The sequence below is a fragment of the Moritella sp. JT01 genome, assembly GCF_001574435.1.
Taxonomy (GTDB): domain Bacteria; phylum Pseudomonadota; class Gammaproteobacteria; order Enterobacterales; family Moritellaceae; genus Moritella.
Genome location: NZ_LOCN01000011.1, coordinates 24,178 through 45,984 on the forward strand (window position 1 = coordinate 24,178; position 21,807 = coordinate 45,984).

Consider the following 21,807-nt stretch of genomic DNA (forward strand, 5'->3'; position numbering starts at 1 on the left):
GTGATATGCCCATTTTAAATTCACTTTTAACTCTCTTTTAATAAATCACTCTCTTTTAACAAATAATAAGGCGCACCATGTCTAAAGTTGTTCTCGCTACTGGTAATCCAGGTAAAGTTCGTGAAATGTCAGCACTGCTTGCTGAATTTGGTCTGGAAGTGCTGCCACAAAGTAATTTCAATATTGTCGAAGCTGATGAGACCGGCACCACCTTTATTGAAAATGCCATCATCAAAGCGAAACACGCGGCTGCATTAACTGGCCTACCTGCTATCGCTGATGATTCAGGTTTAGCTGTTGATGCGCTGCAAGGCGTACCGGGTATTTACTCTGCACGTTATGCCGGTGTGGATGCCAGTGACCGCGATAACTTACTTAAGCTATTAGATGCTCTTAAAGGTGTTCCAACGGCGCAACGTACTGCACGCTTTCATTGTGTATTGGTCTACATGACCCATGCTGAAGATCCGACACCGTTAGTCTGTCACGGCAGCTGGGATGGCGTTATTACTGAACAACCAAGTGGTGAAGATGGTTTTGGTTACGATCCTATTTTCTTTGTGGAATCAGAAGGCTGCACATCAGCAGAACTGACTAAACAACGTAAAAGTGAGCTGAGCCATCGCGGCCAAGCGTTAACCAAATTGTTAGCGGCAATGCATGAACAGCAAACTCGATTAGCTGTAAAATAATGACAGATACTATGATGACGACTACAACAGATACAGTAACAACACTGCCAATGCGACTACCGCCGTTGAGTTTATATGTGCATATTCCTTGGTGTGTACAAAAATGTCCGTATTGTGATTTCAACTCACATACACAGAAAGGTAAGATCCCAGAAGACGAATATATTCAAGACCTGCTGGCGGATCTGCGCAGTGAACTACCCCGCGTATTTCAGCGTTCTTTGCATTCGATCTTTATTGGCGGCGGTACGCCGAGCTTGATCAGCGCTGAAGGCATCGCTAAAATACTGAATGGGATTGAAACCATGATCCCGTTTAGCGATAATATCGAGATCACTATGGAAGCCAATCCGGGTACGGTCGAAGCCGATCGTTTTCACGGTTATGTCGCCGCGGGTATCAACCGGATTTCAATTGGGGTACAAAGTTTACAAGCCGAAAAGCTTAACCTGTTGGGTCGGATTCACGATCCTGATGAAGCGATCCGCGCAGCCAATATTGCCACTGAATCGGCGCTAAACTCGTTCAATTTGGATCTGATGCATGGCCTGCCACATCAAGATCTGAGTGATGCCTTATATGACTTAAATAAAGCGGTCGAATTGGCGCCCCATCATCTGTCTTGGTATCAATTAACCATTGAGCAGAACACCCAGTTCCACTCTAAACCGCCCACTTTGCCGGATGAAGATATCCTCTGGGATATTTTTGAACAAGGTCATGCGTTGTTGGGTGAAGCCGGTTATGAGCAATATGAAATATCAGGTTATGCGAAAGTTGGTAAGCAGTGCCAGCACAATTTAAACTATTGGCGTTTTGGTGATTATATCGGTATTGGCTGTGGTGCTCACGGTAAGCTTACTGAACCAGAAACAGGTCAGATAGTCCGCCGCAGTAAAGTAAAGCATCCACGCGGTTATATGGACGCTGACAAAGCCTTTTTAGACAATGAGCATGTCGTAGCCCAAGACGAACTGCCCTTTGAGTTCTTCATGAATCGTTTTCGCTTAATCGAAGCGACACCAAAACAAGATTTTTGTGACTTTACTGGATTACCACTATCCACGGTTAGTGAGCAGATTAATGCCGCAGTGAAGAAAGGTTTACTGACTGAAACCGAAACCCATTGGCAAGTGACCAAACTTGGTCATCGTTATCTAAATAGCTTATTCGATCTGTTTATCTAATTGGCTATTAGCCTTTACGGTAATCATCGCAGCAATAGAAATAACATGTAGTACCTAAAAAATAAAAAGGGGCGCAATAATTAATTATTGCGCCCCTTTTTAATGACTTAAATTTAACTACTTATATTCAATCACTGAATTCAATAAATAACGACCACTCATGAGCACCTGTTATCGTTAAAAAATAGAATGGCCAAAACGCTCACTAAACAATTCTAACAATGCCGTACCCGCTAATGAATTACCCGATTCATTCAGTTCTGGCGACCATACACAAACCGTTAACTCCCCAGGGATCACAGCAGTAATACCGCCGCCGACCCCACTTTTTGCAGGCATACCGACACGGAAAGCAAAATCACCAGATTCATCGTATAAACCACACGTCGCCAGCAACGCATTTAGTCGGCGAGTACAACGCTCACTAACCAAACTCTTGTTGCGATGACAAGGTATCCCTTTTTTCGCTAAAAATGAGAATGCAGTCGCCAATTCCACACAGTTCATATTGATCGCACAATAGCTAAAATAGCTCTGTAATACCGTTTCGACGTCATTATTAAAATTGCCGTGTGATTTCATCAAATAAGCTATCGCGGCATTACGTGCCATGTGTTCAAATTCTGAATCTGCCACACTGTGATCAATATAGATATCAGTCGAGTTAGCCAGTTTTCGCAGTAATTCCAACATCCGTTGTTTCGGTGCAGAAAGGCGACTTTGCAGCATATCAGCCACCACTAATGCGCCCGCATTAATAAACGGATTGCGCGGTTTCCCTTTTTCAAACTCTAATTGAATAAGGGAATTATATGCTTGCCCAGAAGGTTCACGCCCGACCCTTGTCCATAACTCATCTTCAGAAAAACGCGTTAACGCCGCCGTCAATGCAAATACTTTCGAAATACTTTGAATTGAAAAACGTGTATCTGCATCACCCGCCGTAAATACATCACCGTTGGCCATACACACAGCAATACCTAACTGATGTGGATTTACGTTCGCTAATGCAGGAATATAATCGGCAACATGGCCTTCACCAATTAACGGACGGACTTCGTCGAGTAGTTCTTCTAAAGATGCGTTAGAGAGCATAGATAACCTATTTTAAATGCAGTGTTCGATGTGCTGTAGATAAGCGGGAACAAAAATGAAAGAAAAGGGAAATTGTCTGTGCGTAGAAATAAGACAACAAATAACCGACCGTTTAAGGAAATAGATCTGAAAAACAGTCGGTTTTAGTGACTAGTAAATAGGCTTATTCGCCTTCTTCACCGTACCATAAATCAAATAATGGACTAACAATTAGGTTTTTAACACCTTTTGCTTCTAACCAAATTTTCACTTGTTCACGTTGCTCTTCTGTACATTTACCGTGGGTCTCAGTACAAATCATACCATCCCATTGCAAGTTACCGTCTGCAGCAAACGCCAGTTTGTTTGGATCGATAACTTCAGCAATGAAACCATCTAAGATAGCGTCTATTTGCTCTTCAGTTGTACCTTCAGTGAAATCCCAAGAAAGATCAAAACCTAGCTCTTGGAATTCATCTACACGTAGTTTCTTACGTAGACGACGATTACGATTTTTAGCCATTATTACCTCGAATTACTTAGTACGTTTATAAATAATATCCCAAACGCCGTGCCCTAAACGGTGACCACGTTGTTCGAATTTAGTTAATGGACGCCAATCTGGACGTGGCACAAAATGCCCTTCTGTTGCGGTATTTTCATAACCAGGGGCAACAGCCATTATTTCAATCATATGCTCGGCATAGTTTTCCCAGTCCGTCGCCATATGGAAGATACCACCTAAGCTAAGTTTTTGGCGAATACTTTCTGCAAAATCTGCTTGTACAATACGACGTTTGTGGTGACGTTTCTTATGCCAAGGATCTGGGAAGAATAACTGCATGCCCCCCAAGCTAGTATCTGGGATACAATCTGCTAATACTTCCACAGCATCATGACAGAATACACGTAGATTTGTGATTCCACGTTCACCCGCCGCCATTAGGCATGCACCAACACCTGGTGAGTGCACTTCGATACCGATAAAGTTTTTCTCTGGTGAGATAGCCGCCATCTCTACTAAAGATGCGCCCATACCAAAACCGATTTCTAATGTTACTGGATTATCGTTACCGAAAACCTCAACGAAATCGAGCATACCCATGTCATGATCTAGACCCATAGTCGGCCAAAAATCTTTCATAGCGGCTTCCTGGCCTTTGGTTAAACGTCCTTCACGTAAAACAAAACTTCTCACTTTACGGATACGTTTACCGTCTTCTGTTAATTCAGGTTCTGCTATTCTTTTATGTTCAGTCATTTTTTATCCAGTCGCCGTTATGACAGTTTAATCGCCATAAACTCTATAAATTTATCTGTTAATTCGGGCATTATCCAAAGATAGCTGAATTTGGCAAGTTTTGTGTGGCATAATTTCACCCTAAATTTCCCATAATTGCTAAAAATACCCGATGACATCGCTATTAGAAAATAATAAAGACACATTTGCCCCACGGGTACTTGCTTGGTTTAAAGACTTTGGCCGCAAGGATTTACCTTGGCAACAATATCACGAACCTTATCCTACATGGTTAAGTGAAGTGATGTTACAACAAACCCAAGTCAGCACAGTGATCCCTTATTTCACTACGTTTATGCAAAAATTCCCAACAGTCACCGATTTGGCGAATGCGCACATCGATGAGGTTTTACACTTATGGACTGGACTGGGTTATTACGCACGCGGCCGTAACTTACATAAAGCAGCGCAATTGATCCGCGATGAATATCAAGGCCAGTTCCCAACCGAGTTTGAACAAGTATTAGCGTTACCCGGTGTAGGTCGCTCAACTGCGGGCGCAATCTTGTCATTATCATTAGATCAATCACACCCTATTTTAGACGGCAACGTAAAACGCGTTTTAACGCGTTGGGGTGCCATCGAAGGTTGGTATGGTAAGAAGGCGGTTGAAAATACCCTGTGGGCGCTATCAGAAGCACTGACACCACAACAACAAGTCGCTAATTATAATCAGGTCATGATGGATATTGGCGCAACAGTGTGTACCCGCAGTCGGCCTGATTGTGATATTTGCCCGGTTAATGAAGATTGTAAAGCTCGTGCGATGGGCACACCAACGGCATTCCCAACGCCGAAGCCGAAAAAAACAATCCCAGTAAGAACCGTGCAAATGTTATTACTAAAGCAAGGTTCGACACTGTGTTTACAGCAACGTCCACCAGCAGGTATTTGGGGAGGATTATGGTGTTTCCCTGAGCGCGATGACAATTTATCACTGGAAGAACAGCTAGCACAATTTGGTATTAGTGAGTTTACCACCCAAGAGTTGCCTGGATTTAGACACACTTTTAGTCACTTCCATCTTGATATTAGCCCATTGTTAGTGGAAATAAATGCCACAACAAGTACGCAAATAATGGAACCTCAAGGGACTCTTTGGTATAACATAGAGCAACCAGCAGCTGTGGGATTAGCAGCTGCGACTAAAAAATTATTAACATCTCAAGCATTGAGAGAGGCATAACATGGCTAGAATGGTTTTCTGCACACGCTTACAAAAAGAAGCGGAAGGTTTACGTTTTCAAATTTACCCGGGTGAAGTTGGCAAGCGTATTTTTGATCATATTTGCCAAGAGGCATGGTCTGAATGGCAACAAAAACAAACCATGCTGTTGAATGAAAAAAAATTAAACATGATGGATGAAAATGATCGCGCATTTCTAGAACAAGAAATGATCAAATACCTATTTGAAGGTGAAGACGTGATCATTGACGGTTTTACCCCAAAAGCCTAATCCAATTGCCTAGCGTGATACTCTAGCGCTAGGCAAGTTTTAACCCAGAGAACCGTTTATCCACATGGCTATATTCCGTATCTTATTAATCGCTGTCAGTTGCAGTGTTTTAACCGCCTGCTCGATGAGTGACTATCAACATTCCGTCGAACTCGCTAGTCTTAATAACGCATCACAAGCGTTAGAGCGTCTATCTTATCAACAACCTGATTACCGCGCTAAAACAGAAAGAACCGACGAAAAAGACAATACCGCACTTAAAACCTTAAAAGACAATTATCGTCAGCAAGTTATCAACCTTTGGGGTGATACTGAACTCTCGTTTTCAACGAATTATCGCTATATCAAATATACCAACGATTACCACAGCCGCTCAGTTATCGATTTTAAACAAGGTAGCGTCCGTATAGAGACACTCGCACAACCAAATAGTCAGCAATACCTTAAACAGGCGATTGAGTACGCACTACTTGCTCCTGAACGCCCTAAATACACCGATTTTTACACCAGTTACAGTTCTGAAGTTAAAGGGAACCCATTTCTTTATCTACAAGTTAAAGACAATGATGGTAAAGCAATAAAATGGCATTGGCGCGCCTCACGTTATGCTAACTATCTTGTTAAGCATAAGCGCAAGCAAATGACGGTTAAGGGCCGTTCGGTAGACTCCGTGACGTTTACATTAACCGCTAACCATACCAAGGTACGCCAGCAGCGCTATCAAGCCCAGATTAACCAATCCGCGCAACGCTATGGTATTGATAGCAATATCGTCACCGCCATGATCCAAGTCGATAGCTTGTTTAACCCCTACGCATTAAGTCGCAATGGCCGCATTGGTCTAATGCAGATATCAGACTCGATTGGCCGAGATGTATTTCATCAACAAAAGAAATATCCCTTTAAACCACAACCAAACTGGTTATTTAATAACAATAACAACCTAGATATCGGTATTAGTTATTTGAATTTGTTAGACAAACAGTACCTAAAAAATATTAGCAATCCAAAATCTCGCTACTATGCCACGCTAGCAAGTTATATTGCAGGACCTAAAAATATGCTGCAAACCTTCTCAAAGAACAAAAGTGAAGCATTAAGTATAATAAATAGCTTATCTTCTTATGAGGTTTACCAAAGTTTCACTAATGCGCAATCTCGCGCTGAAATAAAAAACTATGTGTACGAGGTAAACCGTCATTTTCGTCAACTTAACCGTTAAACGTCAACAAAACACACGTATTGGTGATTAATCAGACAGCACATAGGGTTAACGCATATTATTTTCACTAAACAGAGTGAAACAGTTGACGGATCGGCCTAAATTCTATTTAATAGCGCTCCATTGCCCGAATAGCTCAGTCGGTAGAGCAGAGGATTGAAAATCCTCGTGTCCCTGGTTCAATTCCGGGTTCGGGCACCAAAATTTGGAAAGAATAAAAAAGTGTAATATTGACTTGTTTTTTAAAATGAAGATGATATTATGCGACACGCATTTAGTGCCGACTTAGCTCAGTAGGTAGAGCAACTGACTTGTAATCAGTAGGTCGCCAGTTCGACTCCGGCAGTCGGCACCATTTGCCCGAATAGCTCAGTCGGTAGAGCAGAGGATTGAAAATCCTCGTGTCCCTGGTTCAATTCCGGGTTCGGGCACCATATATAAAAGGTAGAGATATTTCATTAATAGGTATCTTTATTTAAAACGCATTTAGTGCCGACTTAGCTCAGTAGGTAGAGCAACTGACTTGTAATCAGTAGGTCGCCAGTTCGACTCCGGCAGTCGGCACCATTTGCCCGAATAGCTCAGTCGGTAGAGCAGAGGATTGAAAATCCTCGTGTCCCTGGTTCAATTCCGGGTTCGGGCACCATATTAATAAATAAAGATATATACCACTATCTTTATGAAAAAGCATTTAGTGCCGACTTAGCTCAGTAGGTAGAGCAACTGACTTGTAATCAGTAGGTCGCCAGTTCGACTCCGGCAGTCGGCACCATTTGCCCGAATAGCTCAGTCGGTAGAGCAGAGGATTGAAAATCCTCGTGTCCCTGGTTCAATTCCGGGTTCGGGCACCAAATAATTCCCCTTTAGTTCAGTTGGTAGAACGGTGGACTGTTAATCCATATGTCGCTAGTTCAAGTCTAGCAAGGGGAGCCAATTAAAAAGACCCAGTTATTTATATAACTGGGTCTTTTTTTATCCAAAATTTAGTCCTGCCTCGTATTTTTAATTTAATAATTCTATATATTAATACTACTCCCGCATTAGCTAAGCGCTTTAATCTATCAATACAAAAAACCGAACACTTGGTTCGGCTTATGATACAACCAACAACAATTAATATGACGTCAGCTGGTAGCTTCTGTATGTTTTGAAACTAATTAATTAGCAGTAATAGTAATTTCTACACGACGGTTAGCAGCACGACCATCTTTTGTCATATTTGATGCAATAGGACGACGCTCACCATAACCACGTGTTGATAAACGACCCGATTTAATACCACGTTTATTCAGGTATGCACTCACAGATTCAGCACGTTCTTCAGATAGTGTTAAATTCGATTCTGCACTGCCTACGCTATCCGTGTGACCAACAATACGCAATGATGACTTAGGGTATTCATTAAGAATTTTAGCCACGCTGTTTAAGCTTGAGTAAATATCACCGCTTAAGTTATAACCCGCGGTTTTAAAACCAATACCCTTAGCCATAATCAACTGCAGTTCGTTTTCACCAACACGCTTAACTTGTACACCGGAACCCGTCAACTCTTGGCGTAATGCTTCTTCTTGACGATCAAAATAGTAACCAATACCACCACCGATTGCAGCACCACCAACGGCCCCATATATCGCTGCATTTTTCTTGCCCGTTGCAGCACCGATTAATGCACCTGCAATTGCACCACCAATGGCAGACTTCGTTGCGGTATTCGTTTCGTCTTCACCTGTTGTCGCATTTTGACGAGCACAGCCAGAAAGAGCAGCAACAATCATTACTGCAGTTATTGTTTTTTTCATCATTGAATAAGCCTTAATTATAGAAACGATATTTGGGTATGAGTATTCGCGAACACTTTAACTTAAATAAAATACAAGCGCACCGGCATATTTACTAGTTAATAAACGGATTCCACATGAATAAGTGATATAACTCTCACTATTCGACAAGCTGAGTCACTTCTTACACAGCTTTACACTACCTCAGCTTGAATTGTGACTGGGCGCACTCATCTATTACTCAGTATCAGCATACAATGATGCAAATGCTTTTTCTCAAAAAGGATACCTATGTATAGCTTTCTCAGAACATCATTAATTTTAGTATTAATGCTAGCAGGTAAAGCGCCGCTTGAAGCCGCGACCATGCTTAGCTTTAGTCAAGCCTCTAATAACGGCAGTGCAACTAACCGAGTTCGCACACAAATAAGCAAAGACTTAGCCGGACTTTATCAATTGTCTGATATTAACAACAGTAATATCATGCAACCTTACAGCGATTTTGACTCGCTTTATTCATTAGCTAAATCAGCACAAGATGAGTTAGCGACCCTCACTCAACAAATCGCATTAATGTCACAGACTAGTGCAGTTATTCCAGCAATCAAAAGCATTGAAAGAGCACAAGCTAAGATTGCCAACAAACATGATGGCGCAGTAGAGAAAATTACCGATTTAGCCCGTAGCTCGCTTGTAGCCAAAAACAGCCATGAATTACTCAGTGCTTATGAGTTACTTGAACAAGAAACCGATATCATCCAAGTAAAAAATCGTTTTAATAGTCCAAAACAAAATGGTTACCGCGATATAAATTTATTAGTACGATTACCAAAAACACAGATGATAGTGGAAGTGCAGTTGCATTTAGATCGTATTGAAGCAATTAAGAATGGTCCTGAACATGACAATTACACCGAGATCCAAAAAATCAACCATAACGCCAAACAGCAACAACGTGAAATATCTGAAATTGAATTATTTAAAGTTGCGCAGTTAAAGGAAGATTCGAGTAATTTATACCAAGTGGCTTGGCAACAACAGTTAATGGTTGAACTAAAGACTAGCTTTAAACAGATGGCATAATCGCTTATTTAACATGTCTTAGTTACAAAAAGGCCCAATCATAACACTCATGATTGGGCCTACTCTCTTCTAAACTTAACGCGAGGATTTAAGCATAACCCCACTTCCAGTTAAATCGAATTTGATCTTGCAACCCAAAACGTGTCATTAACCAAGGCACCATCGGCATCACTTTATAATGCGTACTTTTCTTCAGGACACTTTTACCTGTGCGGAAGAAGGTAACGTCTTCACCACTATTTAAGAGCCGCACAACAATCCTTTTTTGCTTGCCTTCTTCAGGTATTACAACTTGCGCTAGGTTATATTCATGTGTCATTCCAGACCCGTTATAAACCAGAATAATTTGATCTTCAGTTAACTTATTACGCTCTAAGTAGCTTTTAAGCTCACGACCCTGAAAACCAAATAAGGGATCTCTATTCATGTTTCTTTCCATCTATCATTAAATACCATTAAACGTTTATTTATTTTCTTGCCAAAAAAAAATGAGGCCTCCATTGGAGACCTCATTTTTAACAATTCTATGTGTTTATTATTCGGTAATAAACTCGCGGAGTTTTTTCATGGCATTTTTTTCTAACTGACGAACACGTTCAGCAGAAACACCATAACGATCAGCTAAGTATTGCAGTGTGGCTTTGTCTTCCGCTAGCCAACGAGATTTAACGATATCTTGGCTACGTTCATCTAATTCAGAAATTGCATTAGTTAAACGTAGAGATGCGCTTTTATCCCAGTTTTCACGTTCGACTTGTAGCGCTACATCCGAAGCGTTGTCTTCCAAATACTGTGCTGGCGAAAAGCTCGTTGAACCAGAGTCTTTATCGCTATCATCATCTGCATATAAATCAAATGCTTGATCTGAGTAAGACATTCTTGATTCCATTTCCACTACATCTTTAGTAGAAACGCCAAGGGTCTCAGCAACAGTTTTCACTTCAGCACTGGTAAACCAGCCTAAGCGTTTTTTTGATTTACGTAAATTAAAGAATAGTTTACGTTGCGCTTTAGTCGTCGCAACTTTTACTACACGCCAATTACGCAGTACAAATTCATGAATTTCCGCTTTCACCCAATGCACGGCAAAAGACACCAGTCTTACACCTACCTCGGGATTAAATCGTTTCACCGCTTTCATTAAGCCGATGTTGCCTTCTTGGATCAAGTCAGCTTGAGCAAGGCCATAACCTGCGTAACCACGAGCAACGTGAACAACAAAGCGTAGATGTGACATGATCAACTGACGTGCAGCATCAACATCACCTTCATTCTGCAAGCGTTCGCCTAGTTCCTTTTCTTGTTCAGCAGTCAACATTGGAATACTATTCACACCTTGGATATAGGCTTCAATGCTACCCTGAGGAACTAATGCCATACTTTGCATATCTTTGCTCATCAACAATTCTCCCGTTATTACACAATAATCTGCGCGATCTTATCACGACTGATGCTTATCGACAAATTCGACCATCAGCGTGACCGCACAAATAAAGTATATTGTATTAAGTATTTGAAATAGATAATTCAGCTTGTTGATAAACAGATAAAAATAACCATATCTAACGACAACTGTATTATTTATGTACAATCTAGTTTAACGCTAGATTATTAAAGCTCTAGTTTAATTACAGAAAATTACAATAACATGACAAATCAAAATAAATCAATCGGCTAATGCTAATCCTTTAGTATGACTTTAACTTATCGAGAAGATTCAATACTTCGCTAAACGTCTTTAAATTAGTATTATTTAAAAAGTAAAAAGGGCAGCAAGCGCTGCCCTCATCACACCTTTCCTACAATTTATTGCCAGTCAGATACCATGTACTACAAGCCAAATATAGTCTATTAGTGCAAGTCAGGTATAACACCAACTTGTGGCATATCTGCTAAACCAACATCACGCGCATGCTGCTCAAAGCCTTTATTTTTCCAGAAGAATGCACCAGGCATTGTGGTCGGAATAACAAGTACATAAAACAGCGCTCGGCTTACTGTTGACGCTAATGCAATTGATGCAATTGGCAATAACCATAACAGGCTTAACAAGCCCGATGGCGCTAATATCGCCAGCAAGGTTACCGTAAGGATATTAATGGCAACAGTAAGATTACGTAATTTATACGTTTTACCAAATGTTGTGCATTGTACATAATGCGAAGCTGCACCTTCCCCCTGCTCTACATTGAGATGTTTCGCATGTGAATAGAGGCCAAACGCTTCAATCACTAATCCCGTGATTGCAATAGGCGCTAACTCTGTGAGTAATGGGTAAAGCTCAGCGCCACCAATCACAGCAACGAATGCCGTTAATAACGTACCAAGTGCGATTGCAGAACCAACAAACGAACAAGCAGTTTGCCAATGGTCCCAGAACGGGCGTGCTTTGATACGATAACTGCGATACATGTAGTACAGGCCACCCAAGGTGCCCACTAACGCCAGTGCACCAAAGAGTGACGCGACATAAGTAAAGAAGTGCATATCAAAGAACCATGCTACGCCTTGGAAGAAAGTAAATGCGCCCATGAATCCAAAGAATAAAGCCACACCTAAACCCTCTCGGCTGACAGGAGAATGTGCTAAGTTGTTAAAGCCACGATAAAAACGCTTAGGTTTACCAAGATGAAGTGTCGACATTAATAAACCAATCGCTTGCATCGCCATTAATATAACCAGCAATGATAAACCCGCGCCAGATCCTGTAAATCCAGTTAAGCTTTCAATGCCCAGTAATGGACCAAGGAAGATAAGGGCAAATGCACCCATCGACGCTTGTGAAAATAGCGTAAATATCACCAGCGGATTTTCACGTGAACTCAAACGACCCAAGTTCCACGATTGTTCTTTACCGTCTTTTTCATCAACAACCGAACGGAATGACCCGTCATCTTGTTTATGGTATTTAAGCGGCATGTTATCAGTACGCGTCATTTCTCGCTGAGTACTGGTGGTCTGCTGGAAACGGATATTTGGTTTGGTAATACTCGGATCAGGAAAGCCCGGCATCGATGTTTTCGCCTGAATACGGTTTTCAGGGGTATTCTCAACCACGCCAAAGTTAAGTGCATTACCTAAACATGCAGACACACATGCGGGTTTTAATCCCACTTCCAATCGGTCTACACACATATTACATTTGGTTACCTGACCTTTAATGGGATCAAGTTGCGGCGCATTGTATGGGCAAACCCACGTACAATAACCACAACCAAAACAAGTATCAGGGTCTTGTAATACCGCACCATATTCAACATGTTTAGTATACGCTTTGGTTGGACAACCTTTTAGACAAACCGGATCATCACAATGGTTACACGCCATGGATATATTAATACGTTTGTAATCAGGGTAACTGCCACTCTCGACATAACCCACACTGCGGAAGGCAATATGTGCAGGGTTGTCATTCTTTTCACTGCACGCGGCTTCACACGCGTGACAACCAATGCAGTTATCCGCAGTAAAGTGGAAAGCATGCTGTTTATTACGATTAGGGTTATCACCTACCGCTTTATTTTCATTAATATTCATTGAACGACCAACAGGCAGCTTACCTTCGGTACGTTCGATTAAATCAATTTTATTGCCGTAGGTATTAACATCAAATATTTCTACATCTGCTAATTTGGCGTAATTTTGCTCACCAACACGGTGCTCAAAGATTGGCGTACCGTCTTCAACAACCGGTTTTTCTGCCGCACCTATCTGATCAAGGCGGTCTCTAAATTGTTCTAATTTGTCTAACATAATTTATCCCTCTTATGTCATCACTGTTTATGCAATTGCGACTAACACCATTACATGGTGCAATAACATTAATATGTTCGTCTTTCGCGATTCATTTTCGCCGCCAGTTTTTGATCGACATGCTCAATACGTAGTGAGCTCTGCTTGAATGCAGGTTGACGAGAATGCGGATCAAGCAGACCAAGGCACAAACGATTGACACAATCATGGAAATGGAATGGAATAAACACCGAGTTTGGCGCGACGCGCTGAGTTAATTGCACCATCACCACCGCATCGCCACGACGAGAAGCTATACGCACATAACTTTGATGTTTAATGCCCAATTTGGCTGCAGCATCTGGGTTCATTTCCATATACGGAGTGGGACTATATTTGTTTAAATTACCCATTTTACCGGTTCGGGTACGGGTATGAAAATGCTCAACGACACGGCCAGTATTGAGCCAGAATGGGTATTCTTCACAAGGATGTTCGTTATTATCAACCCAAGGTAATGGGATCAAATTAGCTTTACCTGTTGGCGTGGCAAACTTACCATCGGTATACAAGCGCGCACCTTCGTCGTTATCCGTTGCGCCTTCACGGTATGGCCACTGTAGACCTCGGGCTTTTTCAATTTTATCGTAAGTCATGCCTGAAATATCAAGATTACGACCAGCGCCTTTTGACAGCGTTTTCATTTCTTCAAAGGCTTCTTCAGTCGTCACCGGAAAAGTGATTTTTTGACCATTTTCAAAACGTTTCGATAATTCAGAGAAGATCCAAAAATCAGATTTAGAGTTACCTTTTGGCGGCTGCACATTACAGACTCGGTTTACACGTCGCTCAGTATTGGTAAATACCCCTTCCTTCTCGGCCCAAACTGCGGCAGGTAAAAACATGTGTGCATATTGGGTCGTTTCTACGTCTTGATATGCATCTTGCACCACGAGGAAATCTAATTTTTCCAACGTTTTACGGATACGTGAGGTATTCGGCATAGATGTCATTGGGTTTGTCGCCACCAGCCATAAACCTTTAATTTGACCCGTTTCTATCGCAGGGAAAATATCGGTTTGTGCTAAACCACGTTTTTTTGGAAAGAACTCTGGGTCGATACCCCAAAATTCAGCAATATCGTTACGATCCTTTTCTTTCTCTAATGCTCGATAACCTGGTAAGCCAGAACAAGAAGACCACTCACGTGTGCCCATCGCATTACATTGACCAGTAATCGATAAGCTCGTGCCACCCGGCACACCAATATTACCCGTGATCAGAGATAATGAATTACAACCCGTGATTGCGTCACTGCCATGGGTACTTTGATTCAGGCCCATCGTCCAGATACTCATGGCACGACCTGCTTTAGCAAATAAACGGGCGACATGACGGATGGTATCTTCATCGATACCGCAGATCTTAGCGGCTGATGTTGGGTCAAAATCTGCTACACACGCTCTTAACTCTTCAATGCCATTAGTGTATTTTTCGATATAGTCTTTATCTTCGAGACCTTCTTTTAAGATCACATGCATTAATGCATTTTGTAATACGATATCAGTACCGGGACTAATGGGTAAATGAATATCAGCGAACTGCGCAAGCATAGTGACACGCGGATCAACCACGATAAGCGGGAAGTTACGTTGTTCTTTAGCTTCTTTTAAGCGCCAATAGATAACAGGGTGCTGCTCTGGCAGGTTAGAACCCCAGGCAATAAGGCAATCTGTGTGCGAAAAATCATCGTAACAGCCAGGAGGGCCATCCGAACCAAATGAGCGCTTATAACCAGATACAGCAGATGCCATGCAGAGTGTTGTATTACCATCATAGTTATTAGTACCAATACAACCACGTGTTAACTTACCTAAAGTATAAAACTCTTCAGTTAATAATTGTCCAGTCGATACAATGGCAAATGAATCTTTACCATATTGGTCTTGAATTGCTTTAATCTTATCAGCCATGGTATCAAGTACAGAATCCCAGCTGGTTTCTGTATATTCGTCATGAATTTGATCGCGAACTAGTGGATTGTTACCACGGCCCGATGCTTCAAATAGTTCATGTTCAAAAATACCTTTAATACACAATTTACCTCTGTTGACATCGGCATCAGCAACGCCTCGACTCGCAACAGCATTCCCTTGCTCATTAATACCAATCTCGATAGAACAACCTGTAGAACAATACCCACACGTTGTATATTTCCATTCTTTAACCTGTTTATCCGCAATGCGAATAGGCTTTTGATCCTTGCGTCCGAAAATCATAAGACGTCTCCATTGAATTGCTCAGCACATTGTTTATTGTTTTTATATCGTTTTTATAAATACTAATTTAGCTATAAGAACAAGTGAGCAATAACCAAGCCACCTTACTTTAATTCACCATAAAAAGGATGATGTTCTTCTTTAACTGCATAAACACAGAGATTTTCCTGTCATTTACCCACACGCTCACCCATTTTAACGACATCTATTATCAACAACTCACACTTGACTGCACCATGGCTGTGCGTGAATGAAAAAACTGGTGCAACATCACAGTACTTAATCATCTAAAAAACCTTATATAAAACAAGGCATAGAAACAAACCCTTAAATATCAATAACTAACACTTAATTTACAGAGTTGGCATTGTCTTTGCGTTAGTGAGTACAGAGCAGTACTACAGGGATGTGAGTCATGACAGTTGAATTAATTACCAAAGCGCAATCAAAAAATAACAACACGCTAGGTCAAGTGGCATTAGTAGGAGCAGGTCCGGGGGATCCAGAGCTACTCACACTAAAAGCATTAAAAATGATTGAGAATGCCGATCTAATCTTGTTTGATAACTTGGTGAGCCACGAAATTAGAGCGTTATTTCCACCCCATACCAAAGCTATTTATGTGGGTAAGAAAAAAGCAGACCATTGTATTCCACAAGATCAGTTGAATTTATTCATGGTAGATAAAGCCAAACAAGGTCTGAATATTTGTCGCCTAAAAGGCGGTGACCCGTTTGTGTTTGGCCGCGGTAGTGAAGAACAACTTGTGCTCCATGCCCACGATATAAAAACAATCGTCGTGCCCGGCGTAACAGCGGCATCAGGTTGTACCGCCTACGCAGGGATCCCGTTGACTCACAGAGGTCTATCAACAGGCTGTACCTTTATCACTGGACACCTAAAAAATGGCCAGCTAGACCTAAATTGGTCGCAGCTTGCCCACCTTGAACACACCTTAGTGTTCTATATGGGACTCGGTAAATTAGCTGAAATTTCAGCACAACTTATCAGTCATGGTTTAGCCAGTGATACACCTGCAGCCTTGATAGAAAACGGCTCGACACCACAACAAAGAGAATTCGTTGGCACAGTAGCTACATTGCCAGCACTCGCGATTGAACACCAATTACAAAGCCCTAGCCTGATCGTGATCGGCAAAGTTGTCTCTCTTGCAGAGCAACTGAGTTGGAGAGATCTAGAGCAAGCGGCAAAAAATCAAGAATTAAGCGCATAACGGAGCATGTCATGAAAAGAATTATAGTTGTCGGTAACGGCATGGTAGGTCACCATTTCATTGACCAATTTATTCAACAAGAAAAGATGGGCGAAGTGCAAATCACCACATTCAGTGAAGAATCCCGCCTTGCTTATGATCGTGTTCAATTAAGTGCTTATTTCAGCGGTAAAACAGCTGATGACTTAATGATGACCTCGCCAGAATACTATGACGACAATGGCGTCCAGTACTTTGTAAACGATAAAGTGGTTAGTATTGATAAAGCCGCTAAAACCGTAACGACAGCACAAGGTCGTGTCGAGAGTTACGACAAATTAGTACTGGCGACAGGTTCATATCCGTTCGTGCCTCCAATTCCAGGTAAAGACCAAGACCATTGTCTTGTTTACCGTACAATTAACGATTTAGAAGACATCACAGCATCGGCAAAAGAAAGTAAAGTGGGTGTGGTTATCGGTGGTGGTCTATTGGGTCTTGAAGCAGCAAATGCAATCAAACAATTAGGTTTAGAAACCCACGTGGTTGAATTCGCACCTCGCCTAATGGCAGTGCAAGTTGACAATGGTGGTGGCAAAATTCTGCGAGACAAAATTGCAGCGCTCGGTGTCAACGTCCACACAGAAAAAAATACCAAAGAAATTGTTAAAGGTGAGACGTGCCGTTACCGTATGAACTTTGCTGACGGTTCTCACGTTGAAACCGATATGATCATCTTCTCTGCGGGTATTCGCCCGCAAGATGAATTAGCCCGTTCATTCGACCTAGCACTAGGCGAACGAGGTGGTATTCAAATTAATGATCAATGTTTAACCTCTGACGAAAATATTTTCGCGATTGGCGAGTGTGCATTATGGCAAGGCCGTATTTTCGGTCTGGTAGCACCCGGTTACCAAATGGCGAAAGTAGCGGTAGACCAAATTGTTGGTGCGGGTAACTTAGCGTTCACAGGTGCTGACATGAGTACCAAGCTGAAATTGCTTGGTGTTGACGTAGCCAGTATCGGTGATGCTCATGGCGCAGCAGAAGGCGCGCAAAATTATGTATTCACTAACGAAGCTGATCAAATTTACAAAAAACTGGTTATTAGCGCATGTGGTAAGAAACTACTGGGCGCGGTAATGGTGGGTGAAGCGGAAGATTACGGTACTTGGTTACAAATTTACTTAAACGACATGGATATTCCCGGTGCGCCAGAGAATATGTTGGTACCACCCGCAGAAGGTGGCTCGGTCACGATGGGCGTGGATGCCCTGCCTGATTCAGCGGTTCTTTGTTCATGTCTTGACGTAACAAAAGGTCAAATCTGTGCCGCGGTACAAGATGGTGCAACGAGCATTGGTGACATTAAATCAATCACCAAAGCTGGTACTGGTTGTGGTGGCTGTAGCGCACTGGTAACGCAAGTACTTAATGCCGAACTTGAAAGCATGGGTGTTGAAGTGAACACCGATCTGTGTGAGCATTTTGCTTACTCACGTGCAGAACTGGCTGACATAATCCGTGTTAAACGTATTAAAACATTCGAAGCATTAATCACCGAGTTTGGCGCTGGTCATGGTTGTGAAATTTGTCGTCCGACTGTAGCCAACATTCTTGCGTCATTCTGGAATGACTACATCCTCGAAGATGATCATCTTGGTCTGCAAGACGTCAATGACGTTTATTTAGGCAACATGCAAAAAGACGGTACCTACTCTGTTGTACCACGGATCCCAGCGGGTGAGATCACCCCAGAAAAATTAATTGTACTCGGTGAAGTGGCTAAAAAGTATGGCTTATATACCAAGATAACCGGTGGACTACGTATCGATTTATTTGGTGCGCAATTACATCAACTACCCGAAATATGGGCATGGCTGATCCAAGAAGGCTTCGAAACAGGTCACGCTTACGGTAAATCACTGCGTACAGTAAAATCGTGTGTGGGTAGTACATGGTGTCGTTATGGTGTGCAAGACAGCATGTCACTGGCAATTGATCTTGAGAACCGCTACAAAGGTTTACGCTCGCCACATAAAATTAAGTTTGGCGTTTCTGGTTGTACTCGAGAATGTGCTGAAGCTCAGGGCAAAGACATTGGGATTATTGCTACAGAGGGTGGCTGGAGTCTCTATGTCTGTGGTAACGGTGGGATGCGCCCTCGTCATGCCGATTTATTCGCGACCGACCTAGATACTGACACGCTGTACAAATATATTGATCGTGTATTGATGTTCTATATCCGTACCGCAGACCGCCTACAGCGTACATCAGTTTGGTTAGAAAACCTTGAAGGTGGCTTAGATTACCTTAAAGACGTGGTGATTAACGACAAACTGGGCCTTACAACAGAGCTTGAATCTGAAATGGCCGCAAACATTGCTAACTACCAATGTGAATGGAAAACAACGATTGAAAGCCCTGAAAAACTACTCCGTTTTAAACACTTCATTAACTCTGAAGAAAAAGACAGTGCGGTGCAATTTGTTGAGGTCCGCGATCAAATCCGTCCTGCGACACCCGCAGAACGCGCAGGTCAAATCCCTGTGCTCGAAGTGAACTAACAGGTTAAACCACCACGTTCAACCTAACAGCAATCGATGACAGTAATTGATCACAGTTATCGATGACAACTATCTATAACAGCTGTTAGCGGGTGCGTTCACCCGCTAACAGCAGATTTAAGGATTTATTATGACGACTTGGACTCCAATTATTGAAAAAAATAAACTAACACCCGATGCCGGTGTGTGTGCGTTAGTGAACGGTAAGCAAGTTGCTATTTTCTTGGACCGTAAAACGGATCAGTTATTTGCGATTGATAACTATTGCCCAGCAAGTAAAGCCAACGTATTATCACGCGGCCTCATTACTTCGGTGAAAGATGTGTTAACCGTGTCATCTCCACTTTATAAAGAACATTTCAGCCTAACAACAGGTGAATGTCTTGAAAATGAGACTTTATCTGTACCCGTATATAAGGTTCGTATCACTGATGGTATGGTAGAAGTAGCAGCATAAAAGATCATATTTACAGGGAGTTATTATGTCGCCATGGCACTTACAAGGCGGCGCGACCTTTACCATTGGTCAGCGCTCAGTGGAAGGAATAAAAGCACATAATGAAGATGCCATTGGTATTCGCATTCCAGATGATTTACTGCTCACTACCAAAGGTGCGGTTGCCATTATCGCTGATGGTGTCAGCGCGTCAGAAGCAGGTAAAGAAGCCAGTGAAACCTGCGTACATAATTTCTTATCTGATTATTACTCTACACCTGAAACCTGGTCCGTTGGTAAGTCAACAGGTCAGGTATTAACCGCGCTCAATCGTTGGTTATACAGTCAAGGTCGACAATTTGCCGATGCTCAAAAAGGCTACCTCACCACCTTAAGCGCCATTGTCTTTAAATCGCATGCTGCGCATTTACTGCATGTTGGTGATTCACGAATATACCGTTTACGTAACAATAACCTTGAGCAATTAACCCGAGACCACACCACTGTTGTTAATAGTAAACAGTCTTATCTAGCGCGTGCAATGGGCTTAGATGTCACCCTCGATGTGGATTATAAAGAAGTAGAATTGCAAGTCGGTGATGTGTTTTTATTATCAACCGATGGTTTGCATGATTTTGTTAGCGATAAATTATTACGAGATATGGTGCAACAAACGCATACATCTGCAGAGAGTGATTTTGAAGCATGCTGCGAGCAGCTAATTCAACATGCACTGGCCAATAACAGTAATGATAATATCAGCTGTCAATTGTTGCGTATCGACAGTTTACCCAAGCTCAGTGCCGAAGATGTGCATGTGCACCTTGCCTCCATGCCTTTCCCTCCCGCATTACGCACTGGGTTATCGATTGATGGACTAAAAGTCATTAAAGAGTTGCATGCCAGTAGTAGCAGTCACTTATATTTAGTCGAAGATAAAGAAACCAAACAGCAATACTGCATGAAAGCACCTTCGGTCAACTATATTGATGATCATGCTTATATCGAACGTTTTACCATGGAGACCTGGATTGGTTCACGACTGCATAACCCGCATATTTTAAAAATTGTCGAAACCAACAGAAAAAAAAACCACCTCTATTATTTAATGGAACTGATTGAAGGCATTACGCTAGAGCAATGGATAAGTCAGAATCCGAATCCGCCAATCCAAGATGTACTTAATATTGTAGAACAGGTTATTAAAGGCTTACGTGCTTTTCATCGTAAAGAAACACTACATCAAGACTTAAAGCCGGGCAATATCATGATCGATAACAACAGCCAAGTTAAAATTATTGATTTTGGTTCTTGTTTTGTCAAAGGCATCGCTGAAATAGCCACGCCATTACAGCGAGATAAGATCCTTGGCACGGCAGCCTACTCCGCCCCAGAAACCGTGATCAATGGTGATAGTACTGCGCAATCCGATATCTTCGCCATTTCCGTTATAATTTTTGAAATGCTCACAGGCAAACAACCTTTTAATGGCAAACTCGAAACTTGCCGAACCCAAAAGGCATATCTTAATACCAAGTATATTCCAGCCTATGAACACAACCCATTAGTCCCATTCTGGTTAGATGGCACCATCAAAAAAGGCCTGCGCTTCGATCCGAATAAGCGTCATGCAGATGTATCCGAACTCTTATATGAGTTACAACATCCTAATCCCAAATATAAGAATAATCGTAAGCAAACCTTGGTTGAAAAAAATCCGGAGCGCTTCTGGCAAGTGATCTCGTTATTACTGCTGTTTGCTTTATGTATTTCGCTATTTAGTTAGT

Annotated in this window: 18 protein-coding genes and 8 tRNA genes; 18 read left to right on the forward strand and 8 right to left on the reverse strand. The window is 42.0% G+C overall.

The window, feature by feature from the left end; all coding sequences use genetic code 11:
• Positions 1–77: 77 nt before the first annotated feature.
• Positions 78–692: an XTP/dITP diphosphatase gene (locus AKG98_RS11095; RefSeq protein WP_067045696.1), complete on the forward strand. Its 615-nt coding sequence runs from the start codon at positions 78–80 to the stop codon at positions 690–692.
• A 50-nt stretch (positions 693–742) separates the two neighbouring features.
• Entirely contained in the window at positions 743–1,879 is a 1,137-nt protein-coding gene (gene hemW, locus AKG98_RS11100; protein WP_067045984.1) for a radical SAM family heme chaperone HemW, read from the forward strand.
• 177 nt (positions 1,880–2,056) lie between these two features.
• On the opposite strand, the gene glsB is transcribed toward hemW, so the two are convergent.
• From glsB to trmB, 3 genes are all read right to left on the reverse strand, one after another.
• Positions 2,057–2,974, reverse strand: a complete 918-nt coding sequence (gene glsB, locus AKG98_RS11105) for a glutaminase B (protein WP_067045698.1) — start codon at positions 2,972–2,974, stop codon at positions 2,057–2,059.
• Between the two features lie 163 nt (positions 2,975–3,137).
• Entirely contained in the window at positions 3,138–3,476 is a 339-nt protein-coding gene (locus tag AKG98_RS11110; RefSeq protein WP_067045700.1) for a YggL family protein, read from the reverse strand.
• Between the two features lie 12 nt (positions 3,477–3,488).
• Complete coding sequence (gene trmB, locus AKG98_RS11115; RefSeq protein ID WP_067045702.1) at positions 3,489–4,214, reverse strand: tRNA (guanosine(46)-N7)-methyltransferase TrmB; 726 nt, start codon at positions 4,212–4,214, stop codon at positions 3,489–3,491.
• 151 nt (positions 4,215–4,365) lie between these two features.
• Between trmB and mutY the strand changes: the two genes are divergently transcribed.
• The 11 genes from mutY (at position 4,366) to AKG98_RS11170 (ending at position 7,865) form a co-directional block, all read left to right on the forward strand.
• On the forward strand, positions 4,366–5,439 hold the full coding sequence (mutY, locus tag AKG98_RS11120; RefSeq protein ID WP_067045704.1) for an A/G-specific adenine glycosylase: 1,074 nt from the start codon (positions 4,366–4,368) through the stop codon (positions 5,437–5,439).
• Position 5,440: 1 nt separating this feature from the next.
• Entirely contained in the window at positions 5,441–5,710 is a 270-nt protein-coding gene (locus AKG98_RS11125) for an oxidative damage protection protein (RefSeq protein ID WP_067045706.1), read from the forward strand.
• A 64-nt stretch (positions 5,711–5,774) separates the two neighbouring features.
• A complete protein-coding gene (locus AKG98_RS11130; protein WP_067045708.1) occupies positions 5,775–6,932 on the forward strand; it encodes a murein transglycosylase domain-containing protein in 1,158 nt (385 codons plus the stop codon).
• Between the two features lie 125 nt (positions 6,933–7,057).
• A tRNA-Phe gene (locus AKG98_RS11135) sits at positions 7,058–7,133 on the forward strand.
• A 78-nt stretch (positions 7,134–7,211) separates the two neighbouring features.
• Positions 7,212–7,287: transfer RNA gene (locus AKG98_RS11140), tRNA-Thr, on the forward strand.
• Positions 7,288–7,290: 3 nt separating this feature from the next.
• A tRNA-Phe gene (locus AKG98_RS11145) sits at positions 7,291–7,366 on the forward strand.
• A 57-nt stretch (positions 7,367–7,423) separates the two neighbouring features.
• A tRNA-Thr gene (locus AKG98_RS11150) sits at positions 7,424–7,499 on the forward strand.
• A gap of 3 nt (positions 7,500–7,502) precedes the next feature.
• Positions 7,503–7,578 (forward strand) — tRNA-Phe (locus tag AKG98_RS11155).
• Positions 7,579–7,628: 50 nt separating this feature from the next.
• Positions 7,629–7,704, forward strand: a tRNA-Thr gene (locus tag AKG98_RS11160).
• Positions 7,705–7,707: 3 nt separating this feature from the next.
• Positions 7,708–7,783: transfer RNA gene (locus tag AKG98_RS11165), tRNA-Phe, on the forward strand.
• 6 nt (positions 7,784–7,789) lie between these two features.
• A tRNA-Asn gene (locus tag AKG98_RS11170) sits at positions 7,790–7,865 on the forward strand.
• Between the two features lie 224 nt (positions 7,866–8,089).
• Here AKG98_RS11170 and AKG98_RS11175 read toward each other — a convergent pair.
• On the reverse strand, positions 8,090–8,734 hold the full coding sequence (locus tag AKG98_RS11175) for an OmpA family protein (protein WP_067045710.1): 645 nt from the start codon (positions 8,732–8,734) through the stop codon (positions 8,090–8,092).
• 267 nt (positions 8,735–9,001) lie between these two features.
• Between AKG98_RS11175 and AKG98_RS11180 the strand changes: the two genes are divergently transcribed.
• Positions 9,002–9,793: a RelA/SpoT domain-containing protein gene (locus AKG98_RS11180; RefSeq protein WP_067045712.1), complete on the forward strand. Its 792-nt coding sequence runs from the start codon at positions 9,002–9,004 to the stop codon at positions 9,791–9,793.
• 88 nt (positions 9,794–9,881) lie between these two features.
• Here AKG98_RS11180 and AKG98_RS11185 read toward each other — a convergent pair whose 3' ends face one another.
• From AKG98_RS11185 to AKG98_RS11200, 4 genes are all read right to left on the reverse strand, one after another.
• Positions 9,882–10,220, reverse strand: coding sequence for a hypothetical protein (locus AKG98_RS11185; RefSeq protein WP_067045714.1), 339 nt, complete (start codon positions 10,218–10,220; stop codon positions 9,882–9,884).
• 108 nt (positions 10,221–10,328) lie between these two features.
• Positions 10,329–11,192: an RNA polymerase sigma factor RpoH gene (gene rpoH, locus AKG98_RS11190; protein ID WP_067045715.1), complete on the reverse strand. Its 864-nt coding sequence runs from the start codon at positions 11,190–11,192 to the stop codon at positions 10,329–10,331.
• 452 nt (positions 11,193–11,644) lie between these two features.
• Positions 11,645–13,546, reverse strand: a complete 1,902-nt coding sequence (locus AKG98_RS11195; RefSeq protein ID WP_067045718.1) for a DmsC/YnfH family molybdoenzyme membrane anchor subunit — start codon at positions 13,544–13,546, stop codon at positions 11,645–11,647.
• A gap of 68 nt (positions 13,547–13,614) precedes the next feature.
• The gene (locus AKG98_RS11200; protein ID WP_067045720.1) at positions 13,615–15,804 is read right to left on the reverse strand and encodes a molybdopterin oxidoreductase family protein; all 2,190 of its coding nucleotides are present in this window, start codon (positions 15,802–15,804) and stop codon (positions 13,615–13,617) included.
• Positions 15,805–16,219: 415 nt separating this feature from the next.
• On the opposite strand from AKG98_RS11200, the gene cobA reads away from it, so the two are divergent.
• From cobA to AKG98_RS11220, 4 genes are all read left to right on the forward strand, one after another.
• Positions 16,220–17,038: a uroporphyrinogen-III C-methyltransferase gene (gene cobA / locus AKG98_RS11205; protein ID WP_067045722.1), complete on the forward strand. Its 819-nt coding sequence runs from the start codon at positions 16,220–16,222 to the stop codon at positions 17,036–17,038.
• 11 nt (positions 17,039–17,049) lie between these two features.
• A complete protein-coding gene (gene nirB / locus AKG98_RS11210) occupies positions 17,050–19,584 on the forward strand; it encodes a nitrite reductase large subunit NirB (protein ID WP_067045724.1) in 2,535 nt (844 codons plus the stop codon).
• Positions 19,585–19,714: 130 nt separating this feature from the next.
• Entirely contained in the window at positions 19,715–20,041 is a 327-nt protein-coding gene (gene nirD / locus AKG98_RS11215; protein ID WP_067045726.1) for a nitrite reductase small subunit NirD, read from the forward strand.
• A gap of 25 nt (positions 20,042–20,066) precedes the next feature.
• Positions 20,067–21,806: a bifunctional protein-serine/threonine kinase/phosphatase gene (locus AKG98_RS11220; protein ID WP_067045728.1), complete on the forward strand. Its 1,740-nt coding sequence runs from the start codon at positions 20,067–20,069 to the stop codon at positions 21,804–21,806.
• Position 21,807: the final 1 nt, after the last annotated feature.

Excerpts from the sequence above, each read along its gene's own strand:
- nirD (WP_067045726.1), top strand. The coding sequence starts at position 19,715 with ATGACGACTTGGACTCCAATTATTGAAAAAAATAAACTAACACCCGAT.
- nirB (WP_067045724.1), top strand. The coding sequence starts at position 17,050 with ATGAAAAGAATTATAGTTGTCGGTAACGGCATGGTAGGTCACCATTTC.
- AKG98_RS11185 (WP_067045714.1), bottom strand. The coding sequence starts at position 10,220 with ATGAATAGAGATCCCTTATTTGGTTTTCAGGGTCGTGAGCTTAAAAGC.
- AKG98_RS11095 (WP_067045696.1), top strand. The coding sequence starts at position 78 with ATGTCTAAAGTTGTTCTCGCTACTGGTAATCCAGGTAAAGTTCGTGAA.
- AKG98_RS11200 (WP_067045720.1), bottom strand. The coding sequence starts at position 15,804 with ATGATTTTCGGACGCAAGGATCAAAAGCCTATTCGCATTGCGGATAAA.
- rpoH (WP_067045715.1), bottom strand. The coding sequence starts at position 11,192 with ATGAGCAAAGATATGCAAAGTATGGCATTAGTTCCTCAGGGTAGCATT.
- cobA (WP_067045722.1), top strand. The coding sequence starts at position 16,220 with ATGACAGTTGAATTAATTACCAAAGCGCAATCAAAAAATAACAACACG.
- AKG98_RS11175 (WP_067045710.1), bottom strand. The coding sequence starts at position 8,734 with ATGATGAAAAAAACAATAACTGCAGTAATGATTGTTGCTGCTCTTTCT.
- AKG98_RS11125 (WP_067045706.1), top strand. The coding sequence starts at position 5,441 with ATGGCTAGAATGGTTTTCTGCACACGCTTACAAAAAGAAGCGGAAGGT.
- mutY (WP_067045704.1), top strand. The coding sequence starts at position 4,366 with ATGACATCGCTATTAGAAAATAATAAAGACACATTTGCCCCACGGGTA.
- hemW (WP_067045984.1), top strand. The coding sequence starts at position 743 with ATGCGACTACCGCCGTTGAGTTTATATGTGCATATTCCTTGGTGTGTA.
- AKG98_RS11195 (WP_067045718.1), bottom strand. The coding sequence starts at position 13,546 with ATGTTAGACAAATTAGAACAATTTAGAGACCGCCTTGATCAGATAGGT.
- AKG98_RS11180 (WP_067045712.1), top strand. The coding sequence starts at position 9,002 with ATGTATAGCTTTCTCAGAACATCATTAATTTTAGTATTAATGCTAGCA.
- AKG98_RS11220 (WP_067045728.1), top strand. The coding sequence starts at position 20,067 with ATGTCGCCATGGCACTTACAAGGCGGCGCGACCTTTACCATTGGTCAG.
- glsB (WP_067045698.1), bottom strand. The coding sequence starts at position 2,974 with ATGCTCTCTAACGCATCTTTAGAAGAACTACTCGACGAAGTCCGTCCG.
- AKG98_RS11110 (WP_067045700.1), bottom strand. The coding sequence starts at position 3,476 with ATGGCTAAAAATCGTAATCGTCGTCTACGTAAGAAACTACGTGTAGAT.
- AKG98_RS11130 (WP_067045708.1), top strand. The coding sequence starts at position 5,775 with ATGGCTATATTCCGTATCTTATTAATCGCTGTCAGTTGCAGTGTTTTA.
- trmB (WP_067045702.1), bottom strand. The coding sequence starts at position 4,214 with ATGACTGAACATAAAAGAATAGCAGAACCTGAATTAACAGAAGACGGT.